16 protein-coding genes are annotated in these 14,513 nt (G+C 46.7%); 8 read left to right on the forward strand and 8 right to left on the reverse strand.

What is annotated here, in order from left to right; all coding sequences use genetic code 11:
* Positions 1-2: 2 nt before the first annotated feature.
* From ACSFXN_RS04435 to ACSFXN_RS04455, 5 genes are all read right to left on the reverse strand, one after another.
* Positions 3-419: a DUF1259 domain-containing protein gene (locus ACSFXN_RS04435; RefSeq protein WP_437148972.1), complete on the reverse strand. Its 417-nt coding sequence runs from the start codon at positions 417-419 to the stop codon at positions 3-5.
* Between the two features lie 42 nt (positions 420-461).
* Positions 462-659 carry a hypothetical protein gene (locus tag ACSFXN_RS04440; RefSeq protein ID WP_300990668.1) on the reverse strand — a complete coding sequence of 66 codons (198 nt, stop codon included), beginning with the start codon at positions 657-659 and terminating at the stop codon, positions 462-464.
* Positions 660-1,019: 360 nt separating this feature from the next.
* Positions 1,020-2,756: an aminodeoxychorismate synthase component I gene (gene pabB / locus ACSFXN_RS04445; RefSeq protein WP_437148973.1), complete on the reverse strand. Its 1,737-nt coding sequence runs from the start codon at positions 2,754-2,756 to the stop codon at positions 1,020-1,022.
* Positions 2,756-3,358, reverse strand: a complete 603-nt coding sequence (locus tag ACSFXN_RS04450; RefSeq protein WP_437148974.1) for an anthranilate synthase component II — start codon at positions 3,356-3,358, stop codon at positions 2,756-2,758. Before ACSFXN_RS04450 ends, pabB begins: the two co-directional genes overlap by 1 nt.
* Before the next feature lie 231 nt (positions 3,359-3,589).
* Complete coding sequence (locus tag ACSFXN_RS04455; protein ID WP_437148975.1) at positions 3,590-4,399, reverse strand: IclR family transcriptional regulator; 810 nt, start codon at positions 4,397-4,399, stop codon at positions 3,590-3,592.
* Between the two features lie 202 nt (positions 4,400-4,601).
* On the opposite strand from ACSFXN_RS04455, the gene ACSFXN_RS04460 reads away from it, so the two are divergent.
* The 8 genes from ACSFXN_RS04460 (at position 4,602) to ACSFXN_RS04495 (ending at position 12,442) form a co-directional block, all read left to right on the forward strand.
* On the forward strand, positions 4,602-5,369 hold the full coding sequence (locus ACSFXN_RS04460; protein WP_437148976.1) for a dioxygenase: 768 nt from the start codon (positions 4,602-4,604) through the stop codon (positions 5,367-5,369).
* An 80-nt stretch (positions 5,370-5,449) separates the two neighbouring features.
* Complete coding sequence (locus ACSFXN_RS04465) at positions 5,450-6,283, forward strand: alpha/beta fold hydrolase (protein WP_437148977.1); 834 nt, start codon at positions 5,450-5,452, stop codon at positions 6,281-6,283.
* Positions 6,284-6,315: 32 nt separating this feature from the next.
* Positions 6,316-7,977: an SLC13 family permease gene (locus tag ACSFXN_RS04470; RefSeq protein ID WP_437148978.1), complete on the forward strand. Its 1,662-nt coding sequence runs from the start codon at positions 6,316-6,318 to the stop codon at positions 7,975-7,977.
* 21 nt (positions 7,978-7,998) lie between these two features.
* The gene (locus tag ACSFXN_RS04475) at positions 7,999-8,718 is read left to right on the forward strand and encodes a carboxymuconolactone decarboxylase family protein (RefSeq protein ID WP_437148979.1); all 720 of its coding nucleotides are present in this window, start codon (positions 7,999-8,001) and stop codon (positions 8,716-8,718) included.
* Positions 8,719-8,738: 20 nt separating this feature from the next.
* Positions 8,739-9,425, forward strand: coding sequence for a CoA transferase subunit A (locus ACSFXN_RS04480; protein WP_437148980.1), 687 nt, complete (start codon positions 8,739-8,741; stop codon positions 9,423-9,425).
* Positions 9,422-10,066 (forward strand): 3-oxoacid CoA-transferase subunit B, encoded by a 645-nt coding sequence (locus ACSFXN_RS04485; protein WP_437148981.1) that lies wholly within the window; start codon positions 9,422-9,424, stop codon positions 10,064-10,066. Before ACSFXN_RS04480 ends, ACSFXN_RS04485 begins: the two co-directional genes overlap by 4 nt.
* Positions 10,067-10,112: 46 nt before the next feature.
* On the forward strand, positions 10,113-11,252 hold the full coding sequence (locus tag ACSFXN_RS04490) for a muconate cycloisomerase family protein (protein WP_437148982.1): 1,140 nt from the start codon (positions 10,113-10,115) through the stop codon (positions 11,250-11,252).
* Entirely contained in the window at positions 11,249-12,442 is a 1,194-nt protein-coding gene (locus tag ACSFXN_RS04495; protein ID WP_437148983.1) for a thiolase family protein, read from the forward strand. The genes ACSFXN_RS04490 and ACSFXN_RS04495 overlap by 4 nt, the downstream gene beginning before the upstream one ends.
* Before the next feature lie 330 nt (positions 12,443-12,772).
* Here ACSFXN_RS04495 and ACSFXN_RS04500 read toward each other — a convergent pair whose 3' ends face one another.
* Genes ACSFXN_RS04500 through ACSFXN_RS04510 form a run of 3 tightly spaced genes read right to left on the reverse strand, consistent with a single transcriptional unit; the run spans position 12,773 to position 14,512 of the window.
* Positions 12,773-12,967: a hypothetical protein gene (locus ACSFXN_RS04500; protein WP_437148984.1), complete on the reverse strand. Its 195-nt coding sequence runs from the start codon at positions 12,965-12,967 to the stop codon at positions 12,773-12,775.
* A 29-nt stretch (positions 12,968-12,996) separates the two neighbouring features.
* Positions 12,997-13,485, reverse strand: a complete 489-nt coding sequence (locus tag ACSFXN_RS04505; protein WP_437148985.1) for a flavodoxin domain-containing protein — start codon at positions 13,483-13,485, stop codon at positions 12,997-12,999.
* Entirely contained in the window at positions 13,466-14,512 is a 1,047-nt protein-coding gene (locus ACSFXN_RS04510; protein ID WP_437148986.1) for a ribonucleotide-diphosphate reductase subunit beta, read from the reverse strand. Before ACSFXN_RS04510 ends, ACSFXN_RS04505 begins: the two co-directional genes overlap by 20 nt.
* Position 14,513 lies beyond the last annotated feature (1 nt).

Consider the following 14,513-nt stretch of genomic DNA (forward strand, 5'->3'; position numbering starts at 1 on the left):
TTTCAATTCATATAAACTTTCCCATCCAGTTGCTCAATGACTTCCAATGCCGCTGAAAGGCGCTCAGCAAAATCCTCAGGGCGCTCTTTCGATTCCAAGTGCACACAGACAATATTCGGATTTGATATCAAACGCTGTTGAAAGTCTGTCGGCAATGGAATCGGGTACTCTTTAAAATTGAAGGAGAAGCATGGAAATTCTTCAGGCAGCAGGTAGATTTCCGCTTTGTTGTGGGCGGTGCCATCTTCTTTTAGATTAGTAAAAGAAATATCCAAATCCAAGGTGCAGCTGAAGAAAGAAGTATTAGCATGAATCACCAGTGTTCTTTTCTTATTGACGATACATCCCCCATGCTGCAGCTCGACTTCCGATTTCATCAGCATGCCCACTTTTTCCGCCACTTGTTCCAGTCGCTCCATCTTAATTCTCCCCTTCCGTCTTTATTTAATGCTGCTTCGTTTTTAACCGAATAAAGTCGTTTGAACAGATACGCAATGAGAACAATCTTTATAATTTTTCTCTTGTATAAGCTGCTTTACGTAATTGGGGCAGTTCGTAAATTCTCTGCTTGTAATTGGCGTGCCTACAAAACCACAGCGATCCCCCGCAAACTTTTGCTGATGAATGCTTTTTTTGTTGTGATCAATAAAATACTTCATCCATTCCGCTCCTTTTACCGGTTAAAACATACAAAAACGCCGAAAAGAATGGTTCAATTCTTTTCGGCGTTGTTTTCAGCTCTATCGTCTGAAACATCCAACCATGTGTATTTAATTTTTTTATAAATAAGCGCACAGCTTTTAAGTTTTATTCAACCCAGAAACGCCAGTTTTTTCTGATTACTTATATCCTACAGCGTGCTCGTATAAATGTAAAATCTTTTGACCTACTTCTTTCTACAAAATTTAACATATTGATAAAAAAATGATTTCTGGAAATGCAGATATTCTATTATACCCGCCTCTATTTTGGACTAAACCAATGAGCAGAAATGCAGGCAGCCAACGGAACCTGCTTTTTCAATGAATTTCAACCTTCAGCCAGCCTCTGACACTATTGATAAACCACACTGCTTCGAAATCCCGTAAATCTTTTTTATGAATTACTTTTTCTTCGATCTCCTCCCGGTCCAGCAAATATTGCCGAAATGTTCCCGGTAATAAGCCACAGCTTACTGGAGGCGTAAAGAACTTCCCTGCTTTTTCAAACACTGCATTGCCGATTGTAAATTCGGTCAGCTCTTCTTTTTCATTCCATAATAATACTGAAAAAATATGATTTCCACTACTTTTTTGCTCATCGTACATTTTTCTATAAGTGGTTTTATGGAATAGGAAAGGATTCGTGCTGTCTATCGGAGAAGCCGCCAGCTCACAGTTGACCGGTTCCGCTATTGGCGCCGTTTCTTGGGCTTCTACGGAAACAGTTCCTGCTTTATCCATCAACAGCCTTACTTTAAAAATGCCCTTCGGATGCTCTTTCGCTAAACTCTCCAACGCTCGCTCGACTTGGCCGGTATTTCCCGGGAAATTAAAATAATGGGAAGAATCCTTCAGCCGATTTAAATGATAAGACAGCAGCGGATACTTTCCATCTTCCAGTTTCAGTGACTCCAGCAGATCAAAATCTGGCCGCCTCGCTGTCAGCACTTGCGCTTTTGTAGACAGTTCCTGATACTCGCCTTCCGAAGTTGAATCCCATGTTATGCCTCCGCCAACTCCGTAATGGGCGTTTTTCTCTTCTGCATCAACGACGACTGTTCGGATAGGAACATTGAAGATCGCATTTTTTTCAGGGGTGATAAAGCCGATTGCCCCGCAATACACTTCTCGAGGGGATTGCTCGAGTGCTGCGATTGTTTTCATGGTGCTGATTTTTGGAGCTCCGGTGATGGAACCACATGGAAATAATGCCTGGAACCAGGCCAGCACGGTTGCCTTAGAATCCAGTTCCGCTTCCACAGTTGATGTCAGCTGAAGAACTGTCGGATACGTCTCCACTTCGAACAGTTTTGCAGCAGTGACGGTTCCCGGTTTGGCCAGCCGGCTGAGGTCATTGCGAAGCAAATCGACGATCATCAGATTTTCTGCCCGCTCTTTTTCAGAAGCCAGCAGCCGGTCTGTATTTGCTTTATCCTCTGATATATTCCGGCCTCTTGGCGCTGTGCCTTTCATCGGTTTGGTTGTCAGTTTTCCATCTTTCACCCGGAAGAACAGTTCAGGGGAAGCGGAAAGGACCCGGTACTTGCCCAAGTTCAAATAAGCGCTGTAGCCGGCTTGCTGATTTCTCGCTAACTGGCGATAAAACGACCGGTCGCTTCCGGTAAAGTTTGCATGGAGCCTGTCGGTATAATTCACTTGATACGTATGCCCTTCTTCAATGGCGTCTTTGATCCGCTCTATGCCGTTTTTGTACTGCTCTATTGAACTGGCAATTTTCCAGTCCGACACTTGGTACGGCTCTTCTTGAAGCTCTTGTTCAGGAGAAACGGGCTGCTCAAAAATGCCGAACCAGACAAGCGGCATTTTTGCTCCTGCCCGTACCTTCATTTCCGGGTGAAACGCAGGTGCTGCTTCGTAAGATACATACCCGGCTGCATAAAATCCTTCTTGGACAGCCTGTTCCACACTTTCCATGATTGCGGGCACTTCTTCTATCTTTACTGTCTCCAGCACTTTTATCGGATTTTGGAATGCAATCGGCTCAACTTTGCCGCTGTCATTTTGAAACTCGAACATTAGGTAAGGGTTTGTCATTACGCCATCCTCCTTGCCTGTTTGTTCTTCCATGCCCGTGCATCTTCATAGCAATTTTTCAGCATCTGAAATCCATCGGTTGTTAAAATCGATTCCGGATGAAACTGGATCCCAGTTACCGGCAGTATTTTATGCTGCACGCCCATCACTACACCGTCTTCTGTTTCAGCAGTAACCTGGAGGCAATCCGGCATTGCCGTTTTATCCGCAACTAAGGAATGATAACGCGTTACGTTTGCCGGAGAAGCGACTCCCTCAAATACACCCTTGCCGTTATGCGCCATTAAGGAAACTTTTCCATGCATCGGCTGTTTTCCTTTGACGATGCGGCCGCCAAAATGTTCAACAATGGTCTGATGGCCGAGACAAACACCTAAAATTGGAAACTCACAGCTGAGCGAAAGCAGAATTTCCTTGGTTGCCCCGGACTGTACCGGACGGCCCGGTCCTGGTGACAAGACAATCAGGTCAGGAGATAATTCCCTTACTTCCTGGGCTGTGATTTGTTCATTTTGAAAGACAGCAACGTCAGAGTCGAACTGTTCCAGGTAATGGACCAGATTATAAGTAAACGAATCTTGGTTATCGATGATGACGATCATAGGTGCACCTCTTTATTCGAAATCTATTAGTTGGTTTTTATTATACTTGGTTGCGCTGCAGCTGTGTGATTTACGCAATAAAAATCGCAGCTCTCCTGCTGATTATCTGTCGATTTCGGTTTTCCATAAACAAAGCCCAGCCACTTGATGGCTGGGCTTTGTTTTATTTTATTTGTCCCGCTTTATCAATCAGTGAGAGATGAAGAAAATCTTCACTGAGCGAAGTTTCTTCTATTGCTCGTAAGTGGAGCTATTGGCCGCCGCAAGCGCTTGGCCTATTTGTTCAGCTGCTTCTTGCAGCAATGGCAGAAAATCGTCGCGCAGCATGTCTTTGCTGATGCGGCCGGCGTGTACTGAACAGTTCATGGCAGCGATGACTTTGCCATTTGCATTTCGGATCGGCACCGCAATGGAACGCAGCCCTTCTTCAAACTGCTGATCTACGCCCCCCCAATTTTTCTGGCGTACTTCTTCCAGCACCTTGAAAAGCTCTTCTTTATCTGTAATCGTTTTATCGGTGTATTTCTCGAAATCCATTTTTTCCAGGTATGCTTCCAGCTCTGCCGGCGGCAAATTGGCGAGAAGCACATGTCCCATGGAGGTGGCATAAGCCGGAAGCCGCGAACCGACACCCAGATTGATGGACATGATGCGTTTGGTTGATACACGGGCTACATAGAGGATGTGCATGCCGTCCAATATCGAAATCGAACACGATTCCCCTGTCCGGTCCACGAATTGCTTCATGAATGGATGCGCGATACTCCAGCTATTATTGGAAGACAAATATGCATAACCTAAGGATAAGGTTCGGGCAGTTAATGAGTAGCTTCCATTTTTCGATTCCGCAAAGCCAAGAGCTTCAAGCGTCAAAAGGATTCGCCGGGCTGCCGGCCTGCTAAGTCCTGTTTGTTTAGCAACTTCACTGACAGTCATTGAAGAATTATGCTGTGAAAAAGCCTGTATGACTTGCAGTCCCCGCTCCAGTGACTGAATATAGTCCCCCGATTTCTTAAAATTGTCTAATTCTTTTGTTGACAATTGCTTTACCCCCTGTGTAAGATGAGATTGTACGTATAACGAATTATTGTACGTATATCGTACAATAGTCTTATTAACATTGCAAGCGTTTTGACTGGATCTTTTCTTTTTTACAGGTTCATGAATGCGTTTACATTATTTAATTTCAAAACTAGTAATAAGCAAGCTCGCATTACCATACTATCTATTAGGGGGAATCTGCATGACAGAAAAAACAGTGAAAAACGACCGTGTACTATCAGCTTATGAAGGCTTTGTGAAACACCTTAAAAACTTTTTGGATGAGCAGCAATTCAATCACGAAGAGTACACAAACTTTGTAAAATGGGCTGACCGCCTTGGACGCAGCGGAGAAATTCCGTTATTCTTGGACGTTTTTGTTGAATCTTATGTGCTGGAAGCGAAATACAAAAATTCTCCAGGCACCGAGCCTTCCCTTCTTGGACCATATTACGTAGAAAACCCGCCATTACTAGAAGAAGCACCTTTCGTTATACCGCAACGCGAAAACGAACCAGGCGATAAGCTGGTATTCTTCGGAAATGTCAGTTCCGTTAATGGACCTCTTAAGAACACGAGAGTGGAATGGTGGCAGGATGATGCAGATGGCCTGTATTCAAACTTTGATTCAACTGCACCGGACTTCAACCTCCGCGGCCAGTTCCATACAGATGAAAACGGCGATTTCGAAGTGCATTCAATCGTGCCAATCCCTTACCAGATCCCAACTAGCGGGCCGACTGGCGAGTTTACGTTCGCAGCAGGATACCATGCTTACCGCCCTGCACACATCCATATCAAATTTGAACACGAAGGCCATGAGACATTAATCACTCAAGTATTCTTTGAAGGTGACAAGTGGCTGGAAACTGACGTTGCCAGCGGTGTCCGCTCAACTTTATTGACTAAATTGATCGATAAAGGCGACCATAAAGAAGCATCATTGAACTTTATCATGAGAACTGAATAAGTAATAATCCTATGGCTGTCGAGGAAATCTTGGCAGCTTCTTCTAATAGTACTGCTAATTTTTGAATTGGGGTGGAATGAATGGAATTATACAAAGTCAATGTCAATGGAAATGACATTCAAGTAGCTGATTATCCAGGAGAAAAAGGTCCGATCATCGCGATCCACGGACTAACTGGCACTCATAAAAACATGCATTATTATGCTGAGAGATTGAAAGGCGAATACCGTTTTATCGCTGTGGACCTTCGGGGACGCGGAAACAGCTCGGAAACTGATCCGGATACTTCCATTTTCAAGCATGCAGAAGATATTCTCGGACTGATTAAAGAACTGAAACTTGAAAATCCAATTTTACTAGGCTATTCGATGGGAGGATTCATCTCCGCGATTGTGGCAAGCCGCTTGAAGTCCATAAAAGCATTGATTTTATTGGACGGAGCTGCTAAAACTTCAGAACATCAACGCGGCATTATTCAACCTTCTCTTGGCCGCATCAGCCGCCATTTCGACTCTAAGGAACATTACGCAGAAGAAATTAAGAAAATCTACGCGAACCTCGGAATCGAATGGACGGATGTTTTGCAGGAAACGGCTGAATATGAAGTCGGACCAGCCGGCGACCATTGGGAAAACAAAGCCGATGAGTCACGGATTGTCGCTGATTTCGAAAGCTTCTATACATTCGACCCGGCACAGATCGGCAAGGATATTGAGTGCCCGACATTGCTTGTATACGCCGAAGGAAACATCGGCTCTATGCCTCCGCTGTTCTATTTAGACGATTACAAAGAAACGCAGGCTTCAATCAATCAAATCAAAACAGTCGTTTCCGATTGCAATCATTACACAATGGTATTTGAACAACGGGAAGATATTCAAAAAGAAATCGATGCTTTTCTAGAGACATTATAATCTACCAGCAAGGGTTGGACGGGGGAAAATAAGTGAATTTTTCATTTAAGAAGCTGAATCAAAGTATGTGGAAATCACACAAAGAAACAAAAGATCTGGTGACCATGGCGGAGCTCCGGACGCAGAGCAATGCCGGGGTGGCAACTGCTGAAATGCACGGAAAAGAAAAAACGGCAGCTGCTGGAAAAGAACAGACAGACCGTAAGAAATCATACAGCTCTATGCAATTGATTGGGCTCTTTTTAGGGCCAATCCTGTTTCTGCTGGTCCTCTTTGCCTTGCCGCTTCCAGGACTAAGTGATCCAGGACGCGCAGTTTTGGCTATTACGGCCTGGATGGCAGTCTGGTGGCTGACAGAAGCGATTCCGCTTGGCATCACTTCTCTCATGCCGCTGATATTGCTGCCATTAATGGGCGCTGTTGATGGAAACACTGCCGCTTCAAGCTACGGGGATTCACTGATTTTCTTATTTATCGGCGGATTTGCATTGGCTTTGGCACTCGAGCGATGGAATCTTCATGAACGGATCGCAATCACCGTTTTAAGCGCTGTTGGTGCAAGTACTTCCGGCCTTGTCCTTGGCTTTATGATTGCGACCGGCTTTATCTCCATGTGGGTGTCCAATATGGCCACTGTCATGCTGATGATTCCAATCGGCCTTGCCATTATCACAAAAGTCGTCACACTGATGAAAGAAGACGATGTCTATACGATAGAAGAAGAACAGAAATTCACGAAATCGATTGTTTTTGCAATTGGCTTCGGTGGTACGATCGGCGGAAGTGCCACTTTGATCGGCACACCGACGAACCTTGTACTTGCTGGCCTTGCAAAAGAGCTATTCGGAATTGAAATCTCTTTCGCACAATTCTTCCTTTTCGCATTTCCCTTGACTGTATTATTGATGATTTTCTCGATTTTCTACATTACGAAAATCGCTTATCCAATGAAAGTTAAAAAAATCGCCAATGGACGACAATTTGTAATGGACCGCAAAAAAGAACTCGGAAAACTGGGATATGAAGAAAAAGTCGTCCTAGCTATCTTTGTCTTAACCGGATTTTTCTGGATGACGCGGACATTCCTGTGGAGCGATTTGATTCCAGGACTGAGCGATACGATGATTGCGATGGTTGCAGCCGTGCTGTTGCATGCCATCCCTGCTTCCGGCAATTCAGGCGAACGCCTGCTTGGTGCTGACTCTCTGAAAAACATGCCGTGGGGAGTACTGTTATTAGTCGGCGGCGGACTTGCGTTGGCATCTGGCTTTAACGGTACGGACTTAGCTTCCTGGATAGGCAGCCAATTGATGCTGCTTGACGGAGCTCCTTACCTGCTGGTGCTGCTGATTACGACATTGCTCGGAATCGGCATGACACAAATGACCCCGAATACCGCTACGGTGACGATTCTGGTCCCGATTGCTGCAGCGTTGGCCCTGGCTATTGATGTCCACCCGCTTCCGCTGATGACAGCAGTGGCCATGGGAGCTGGATTCGCATTCATGCTGCCAATTGGCACACCATCAAACGCCATTATTTTTGCTACCGGCAAAATCACGATGATGGACATGCTTCGCAAAGGAAGCGGATTAACGATCTTGGCACTTGTCTTGATTATTGTATTCGTCTACTTTGTTCTTCCAGCCGTATTCGGCATCAATCAGTTTGAATATCCGGCAAATTTAAAATAATTTTTTCTTAGGAGTGTAGTTATGAGCAAAGCATTAGAATATTTCAAAGAAGTTTATGACGTCGTTCCGGGCTGGGTACAGAAAATGCACGATTACAGCCCTGAAGTCTTGGATAAATATACGGGCATCCGCGGAGAAATCATGCAGGACGGTTCGTTGTCACGCAAAGAAAAAGACGCGTTGATCGCCAGCATGAACGCTGCCCGCCTGTACTCACGGAGCATGATGTTCCATACAAAAGGCGCCATCGATTTCGGCTATTCCGTACCTGAATTGATGGAGTTTTTCCTTACCGCTTACCTTTATAAAGGAGATGCAGCATTGAAAAAAGCGTTTGAAGCGGTGCCTTACGCACTCGAATTAAGCGGCAAAAATGTTGTTCTTCCAGAAGCCACTCCGGAAACGGCTGACGATCTGCTCGGCACCATGATTGGCTGGCTGGCAGAAGAAGACACTTCATACCTTGAACAAGTGGCAGCTGCAATCAAGCAAGGAGACGCGGAAAAAATATCCGCTGTGATTCTTTCAGACGGCAGAATTTCTGCACGGCTGAAGCATTTGAATATGGCCGGCAACTTCATTGTCGAACTTGACGGCAGCGGTGCCGCACCCTGGATGGAAAAAGCACGCAGCGCGGGAGCTTCAGAAGCCGACTTGGCGGACATTGGCTATATCTGCATCTTGACTGCCGGCATTCCGGCTTGGTTTGAACTGAGTGATTCATTAAAAACTGTGGAATAAACACAGAACGGAGGAACACGATGTCAAAAATACAGCATGACATACAAGAAGCATTATCATATGTAAAAACAGGAGACACTGTGCTGGTCGGAGGATTCGGATTGATCGGTGCTCCCCTTACTTTAATAGATGGGTTAACTGAAAAAGATGTCAAAGATTTGACGATTGTCAGCAATAATCTTGGAGAGTCCGGAAAAGGGCTCGGAATTTTATTGAACCAAAACAAAATCAAAAAAGGCATCGGTTCTTATTTCACCAGCAACCGTGATGTCGGCGACAAATACCAAAAAGGCGAAATCGAACTTGAGCTTTTGCCGCAGGGCACCTTGGCGGAGTCTTTGCGCGCAGGCGGCGCCGGAATTGGCGGCTATTATACGACAACAGGTGTCGGTACTGACCTCGCCAAAGGTAAAGAAGAACGCGAAATTGATGGAGTGAAGTATATTCTGGAAAAAGCGATCCGTGCGGACGTTGCTTTGATCCGCGCCCATAAGGCGGATACACTGGGGAATTTGGTTTACTACAAAACTGCACGAAACTTTAATCCGTTGATGGCGACCGCTGCCGAAACAGTCATTGTGGAAGTGGATGAAATCGTCGAACCGGGTGAGTTGAATCCGGAAGAAGTCGTGACTCCTTTCATCTATGTCGATTTCATCGTGAAAGCACAGCAAGTTCTAACGAAAGAAGGTGTGGTGAGCGTATGACAGTCCAAATGAGCAAATCAGAAACTCAGCATATGATTGCGAAACGCGTTGCCCTTGAATTGAAAGGCCCTTGCACCGTTAACCTTGGAATCGGCATTCCGACACTGGTTGCGGAATACATGACCGAAGACAATATATATCTCCACACGGAAAACGGCCTTCTCGGCGTTACGGATGTCGAGGAAGCGGATATTGATCCGAACCTCGTCAATGCCGGTAAATTGCCGGTCGGTGAAGCGGTCGGCGCCTCATTCTTCAACAGCTCGGATTCGTTTGCGATGATCCGCGGTGGACATGTCGATGTCGCGATACTCGGCGCGCTACAAGTCGATGAAACCGGCGTAATCGCCAACTGGGCGGTTCCCGGCAAGAACATCATGGGCGTCGGCGGTGCGATGGATTTGCTTGTCGGCGCAAAGAAAGTCTTTGTGACGATGAACCATACGTCTAAAGATGGCAGTTCCAAGTTATTGAAAGAATGCACCTATCCGATCACATCAACACGCCAAGTGGATATGATTTTTACGGAACTTGCGGTATTTGAAGTTACCGGCAATCAATTGAAACTGGTAGATTTGATGCCAGGTGCAACGCTTGAAGACGTAAAAGAGAAAACCGAAGCTTCATTTATCGCTCTATAACAGCCCTTTTAATGCGGGATCAACTAAAGAAAGTAGGTTTATTTGCATGAAGATACGTTCTTTTGAAGTTTATATATTGGATTTGCCGACCATCCGTCCCCATCAGCTAGCGATGCATACCATTACGGTGCAGACGATTGTTCTCGGCCGTGTGATGGATGAAGAAGGCCGTGAAGGCTGGTCAGAAGTGGCAACGATTGGCGGCGCTTCCTACGGCGAATCGACGCCGGAAGCCATCAAAGCGAATATCGACACGTATATCACCCCTTTGATCATCGGACAGGACCCGATTCATTTCGATAAAATCATGGATGATGTCGCAAAACTTGTCCGGGGCAATTATTTCGCCAAAACCGTTGTGGAAAATGCCATTATCGATTTGGCAGCGAAAGCGAAAGGCATTCCCGCTTTCGAATTGTTCGGCGGCCAGATCCACAAATCATTGCCGATTGCCTGGACATTGGCCAGTGGCAACACCGAAAAAGATATCGAAGAAGCACAAGAACTTCTTCAGCAGAAACGCCATAATATTTTCAAACTGAAAATCGGCAAAGGCGATCCTTTCAAGAATGTCGAGCATGTCCGCAAAATCAAGGAAGCACTCGGCGATGCGGCACGCCTGACAGTCGATGTCAATCAGGCATGGGATGAAGATACTGCGAACTATTGCATCGCAGCGCTTGAAGCCGGAGGCGTTTCGATGGTCGAACAGCCGCTGCAAGCCTGGGATTTTGAGGGCATGGCCAGGCTGACAGCTAAATTCAATGTGCCGATCATGGCAGATGAAGCGGCAACAAGCATCCAGGATGTCTTCCGGATCGCCAAAACCCGCGCCGGCAACTCGATTGCTTTGAAACCGTGCAAGCATGGCGGCATGACGCAGACGAAAAAAGTGGTCGGCATTGCAGAAGCGGCGGGTCTCGGCTTATACGGCGGCACGATGATTGAGTCAAGCCTTGGGACAGCGGCATGTGCCCAGCTCTACTCAACGATTTCCGATATGAAATTCGGCACCGAAATTTTTGGTCCCCTGCTATTCAAAGACAATGTTACGGTCAATGAAATCAAATTCGAGAATTTTGAAGTAGTTGTTCCGGACGGTCCAGGGTTTGGCATGGAAATTGATAAGGAAAAAGTAAAACATTACGCAAGAGAATTTTCCGGGAAACAGGAGATGATGAATTGAAAAATGTAGTAATCGTAGATTCTGTCAGAACCGCCATTGGAAAACTGGGCGGCACAATCGGCAATGAAACCGTCGATTTGATCGGCGCCCACGTGATTGAAGAATTGCTCCGCCGTACCGAGCTGGATCCCGCTTCTGTAGAAGAAGTGATCATGGGGCAGGCGAAGCAAAGTGCGGATGTTTCAAACATGGCGCGCGTTGCCTTGCTTCGCGCAGGAATCCCGGTTGAAGTGCCGGGTTATACCTTGCACCGCCAATGCGGTTCAGGCGTTCAGGCAGTCAATTCCGCTGCCCAGCAAATCCAGACCGGCCTGAGCGATATCATCATTGCAGGCGGCGCCGAATCCATGAGTACTGCGCCATATTACGTCAACAATGTACGCTTCGGAACAAAGTCGGGCGATGTGTTATTGAAAGACCCGAATACGGCAAGCCAGCCCGGTTCGCAGCCGGTGGAAACATACGGCGATTTGAATATGGGCATCACTGCCGAAAATGTCGCTGAGAGATACGGCATTTCGCGTGAAGAACAAGATGAATTTGCGCTGGAAAGCCAGGAACGGGCAGCGAACGCCATTGAAAAAGGCTTGTTCGATTCCCAGATTGTCCCTTATCCGGTGAAAACGCGCAAAGGCGTGATTGAGTTTAAAACGGACGAGCACCCGCGCCAGACTTCTTTGGAAAAACTGGCGGCGCTGAAGCCGGTCTTTAAAGAAGGCGGAACAGTAACGGCTGGCAACGCCAGCGGACGCAACGACGGAGCTGCCGCTTTACTGGTTATGTCTGAAGACGAAGCGTTGAAGCGCGGCTACCAGCCGAAAGCACGTGTTATTGCACAAGCTGCGGTCGGCTGTTCCCCGGAAATCATGGGAATGGGTCCTGTCCATGCAACATTCAAAGCGCTGAAGCAAGTCGATTTGAAGATTGAAGACATCGACATCATTGAACTGAACGAAGCTTTCGCTTCCCAGTCAGTCGCTTGCATCAATGAACTTGGTGCGGACCGCAGCCGGGTGAACCCGAACGGCGGCGCCATCGCGATGGGCCATCCGATCGGCGCAACAGGCGCAATCCTGTTGACCAAGCTGACGCATGAACTCGAGCGCACCGGCAAGAAATACGGTGTTGTGACTCTGTGCATTGCCGGCGGTATGGGCATTGCAGCGGTTGTTGAGAATTTGAGAGTTTAATTGTTTAAGATTGAAGCGCAGGGTCTGCTGATTGTCAGCGGATTCTGCTTTTTTATTGGAAGGGTTTCTGCTGCATCAGAAAAAGTGAAAAAGAGGAAAAGAAATTGTTGAAACGCAAGTAAATCCCTGTTTTCCGCAAGTTAATAACATTTATCGCAAGTAATGCTTTCTTTTCCGCAAGTAAAACTCATTTATCGCAAATAAAGTTCTATATTCACCAAGTAAATCTTATTCCCCCGCCACTTCTCCACTTTCAAACGGCATTATTCAACAAAAAAGCAGGCCGGTTGAAAACAACCGATCTGCTTTAAAACTATTTATTCAACTACATTAATTGTTCTCGTCATCTTCATCCTCATCGGCTTCGTTCTCGCCTGACTCGTTTTCATTTCCTTCATTTTCGTTTTCATTCACTTCGGATTCTGTCTCGTTCTCTGAGTCGCCACTGTTTCCTCCACATGCCGCCAGCATGCCTGCGGATAAAAAGACTGCTGCACCCAGCTTCCACCATTTATTCACTATCATCCAAGTACCTCCTCAGTAGTTATCTTCCCCTACGGATTATACCCTTCTATTTTTAGGGAAAACACCGATAGCCTAGTGAGGACGCTGGCAATCAATTTCTCACAGCGTGCGGCATCCTTCTCCTGCGGCGCCAATTCGATTTTCAAGGTAGCCGCCAAATCTGTGTGCACATACAGCATGTCCCGGAAACGGTCGACGGCTCCGCAGAAGTCTGCGAAAAAGCTGTCGCCGGTTCCGAAAACTGCTGTCACTATGTCTTTACGGTCGAAGCGCTCAAACTCTCCAAACAAGCCGCGCATTTCTTTTGGAATCTCGCCATTGCCCCATGTGTACGTGCCAATCAAAACCACATCGTAACGTGAGAGTTTAGAAAGCGGAAAGCCGTTTATTGGCCATAACTCCACTTCCAGCTCCTTGGCAGCGCAGATTTCCTGTAAAATCTCCGCCACCGCTTTCGTATTCCCAGTGACAGATGCATAGACGATGGCAATCCGCGGTTCATAATTCGTCAAAGCCATTCGACTGTGACACCTTCGAATAGGTCCGGGATTTCTGCTCGAAAAAGTCCGATTTCGTGTCGTTCATCATGTCATCGCCGAATACCTGGATCCACGGCATCGGGTTGCTTTGTTCTGCGTATAGATTATCAAGCCCAAGCTGGCGCAGCCGTTTATTGGCCAAGTATTCGACGTAGCCCTCGAATTCTTCCAAGTCCAGCCCCTGGATATCCGCCAGAATGTGATGTGCCCATTCTTTTTCCAGCTGGACCGCCTGATTGACCGCACCGTACACATATTGGATGTTTTCCTCCGTATTCAACTCCGGATTTTCCGTCAGCATGATGCGGATAAACTGGGAAATGAAATACGCATGCTGCATTTCATCGCGCTGGATGTAGCTGATCATCGTGCTCGTCTTCAGCATTTTCTGCTGGCGCGCCAGGTGATAGAAAAAAGCAAAGCCGGCGTAGAAATAAATGCCTTCAAGGTTGATCGAATTAACGCTCAAGCGGAATAAACTTTGCGGCGTCGGGTCTTGTCGGAACGCTTCGTAAGCATCCAAAATCAGTTCATTGCGCTTTCGCACAATTGGATCGCTTTTCGCCTGGTTGAAGCGGGCGTTTTGTTCGCTGATTGACACGAGTGAACTCAGGATATACGAATATGACTCGTTATGGACCGCTTCCTGCTGGGAAATGACGGCAAAAATCGCCTTGAAGCTGGAATCGGTGACATAGTCCATGACCTGGCTCATCGTTGGTGTCTGCAGGCTGTCGAGCGACGCCAGCTGCGTATTGATGCGCAGAAAGACGTCGCGTTCAACGTCCGTCAAGTGGTCCCATTGCTTGATGTCGTCCTGCATATTGATTTCCTGCGCTTTCCAGAAGTTCGCCAGCAGCGTCTGGTACAAGTCGTACATCTGCGGATAAGCGATATCGTTCCAGTTTAATAAACCGGACGATTCCCCGTTGATGATGCCTGTGGATTTATTCGGCTGCTCCGGATTGAGCAGCTTAATTTTTTGCAATGGTGCGTGTATCGACATA

Origin of the sequence: Planococcus sp. 1R117A, from assembly GCF_051417975.1 — a bacterium.
GTDB lineage: Bacteria > Bacillota > Bacilli > Bacillales_A > Planococcaceae > Planococcus > Planococcus shenhongbingii.

Coding starts and splice junctions, on each gene's coding strand:
- ACSFXN_RS04435 (WP_437148972.1), bottom strand. CDS start 419: ATGGAGCGACTGGAACAAGTGGCGGAAAAAGTGGGCATGCTGATGAAA.
- ACSFXN_RS04440 (WP_300990668.1), bottom strand. CDS start 659: ATGAAGTATTTTATTGATCACAACAAAAAAAGCATTCATCAGCAAAAG.
- pabB (WP_437148973.1), bottom strand. CDS start 2,756: ATGACAAACCCTTACCTAATGTTCGAGTTTCAAAATGACAGCGGCAAA.
- ACSFXN_RS04450 (WP_437148974.1), bottom strand. CDS start 3,358: ATGATCGTCATCATCGATAACCAAGATTCGTTTACTTATAATCTGGTC.
- ACSFXN_RS04460 (WP_437148976.1), top strand. CDS start 4,602: ATGACAGAAAAAACAGTGAAAAACGACCGTGTACTATCAGCTTATGAA.
- ACSFXN_RS04465 (WP_437148977.1), top strand. CDS start 5,450: ATGGAATTATACAAAGTCAATGTCAATGGAAATGACATTCAAGTAGCT.
- ACSFXN_RS04475 (WP_437148979.1), top strand. CDS start 7,999: ATGAGCAAAGCATTAGAATATTTCAAAGAAGTTTATGACGTCGTTCCG.
- ACSFXN_RS04480 (WP_437148980.1), top strand. CDS start 8,739: ATGTCAAAAATACAGCATGACATACAAGAAGCATTATCATATGTAAAA.
- ACSFXN_RS04485 (WP_437148981.1), top strand. CDS start 9,422: ATGACAGTCCAAATGAGCAAATCAGAAACTCAGCATATGATTGCGAAA.
- ACSFXN_RS04490 (WP_437148982.1), top strand. CDS start 10,113: ATGAAGATACGTTCTTTTGAAGTTTATATATTGGATTTGCCGACCATC.
- ACSFXN_RS04500 (WP_437148984.1), bottom strand. CDS start 12,967: ATGATAGTGAATAAATGGTGGAAGCTGGGTGCAGCAGTCTTTTTATCC.
- ACSFXN_RS04505 (WP_437148985.1), bottom strand. CDS start 13,485: ATGGCTTTGACGAATTATGAACCGCGGATTGCCATCGTCTATGCATCT.
- ACSFXN_RS04510 (WP_437148986.1), bottom strand. CDS start 14,512: ATGTCGATACACGCACCATTGCAAAAAATTAAGCTGCTCAATCCGGAG.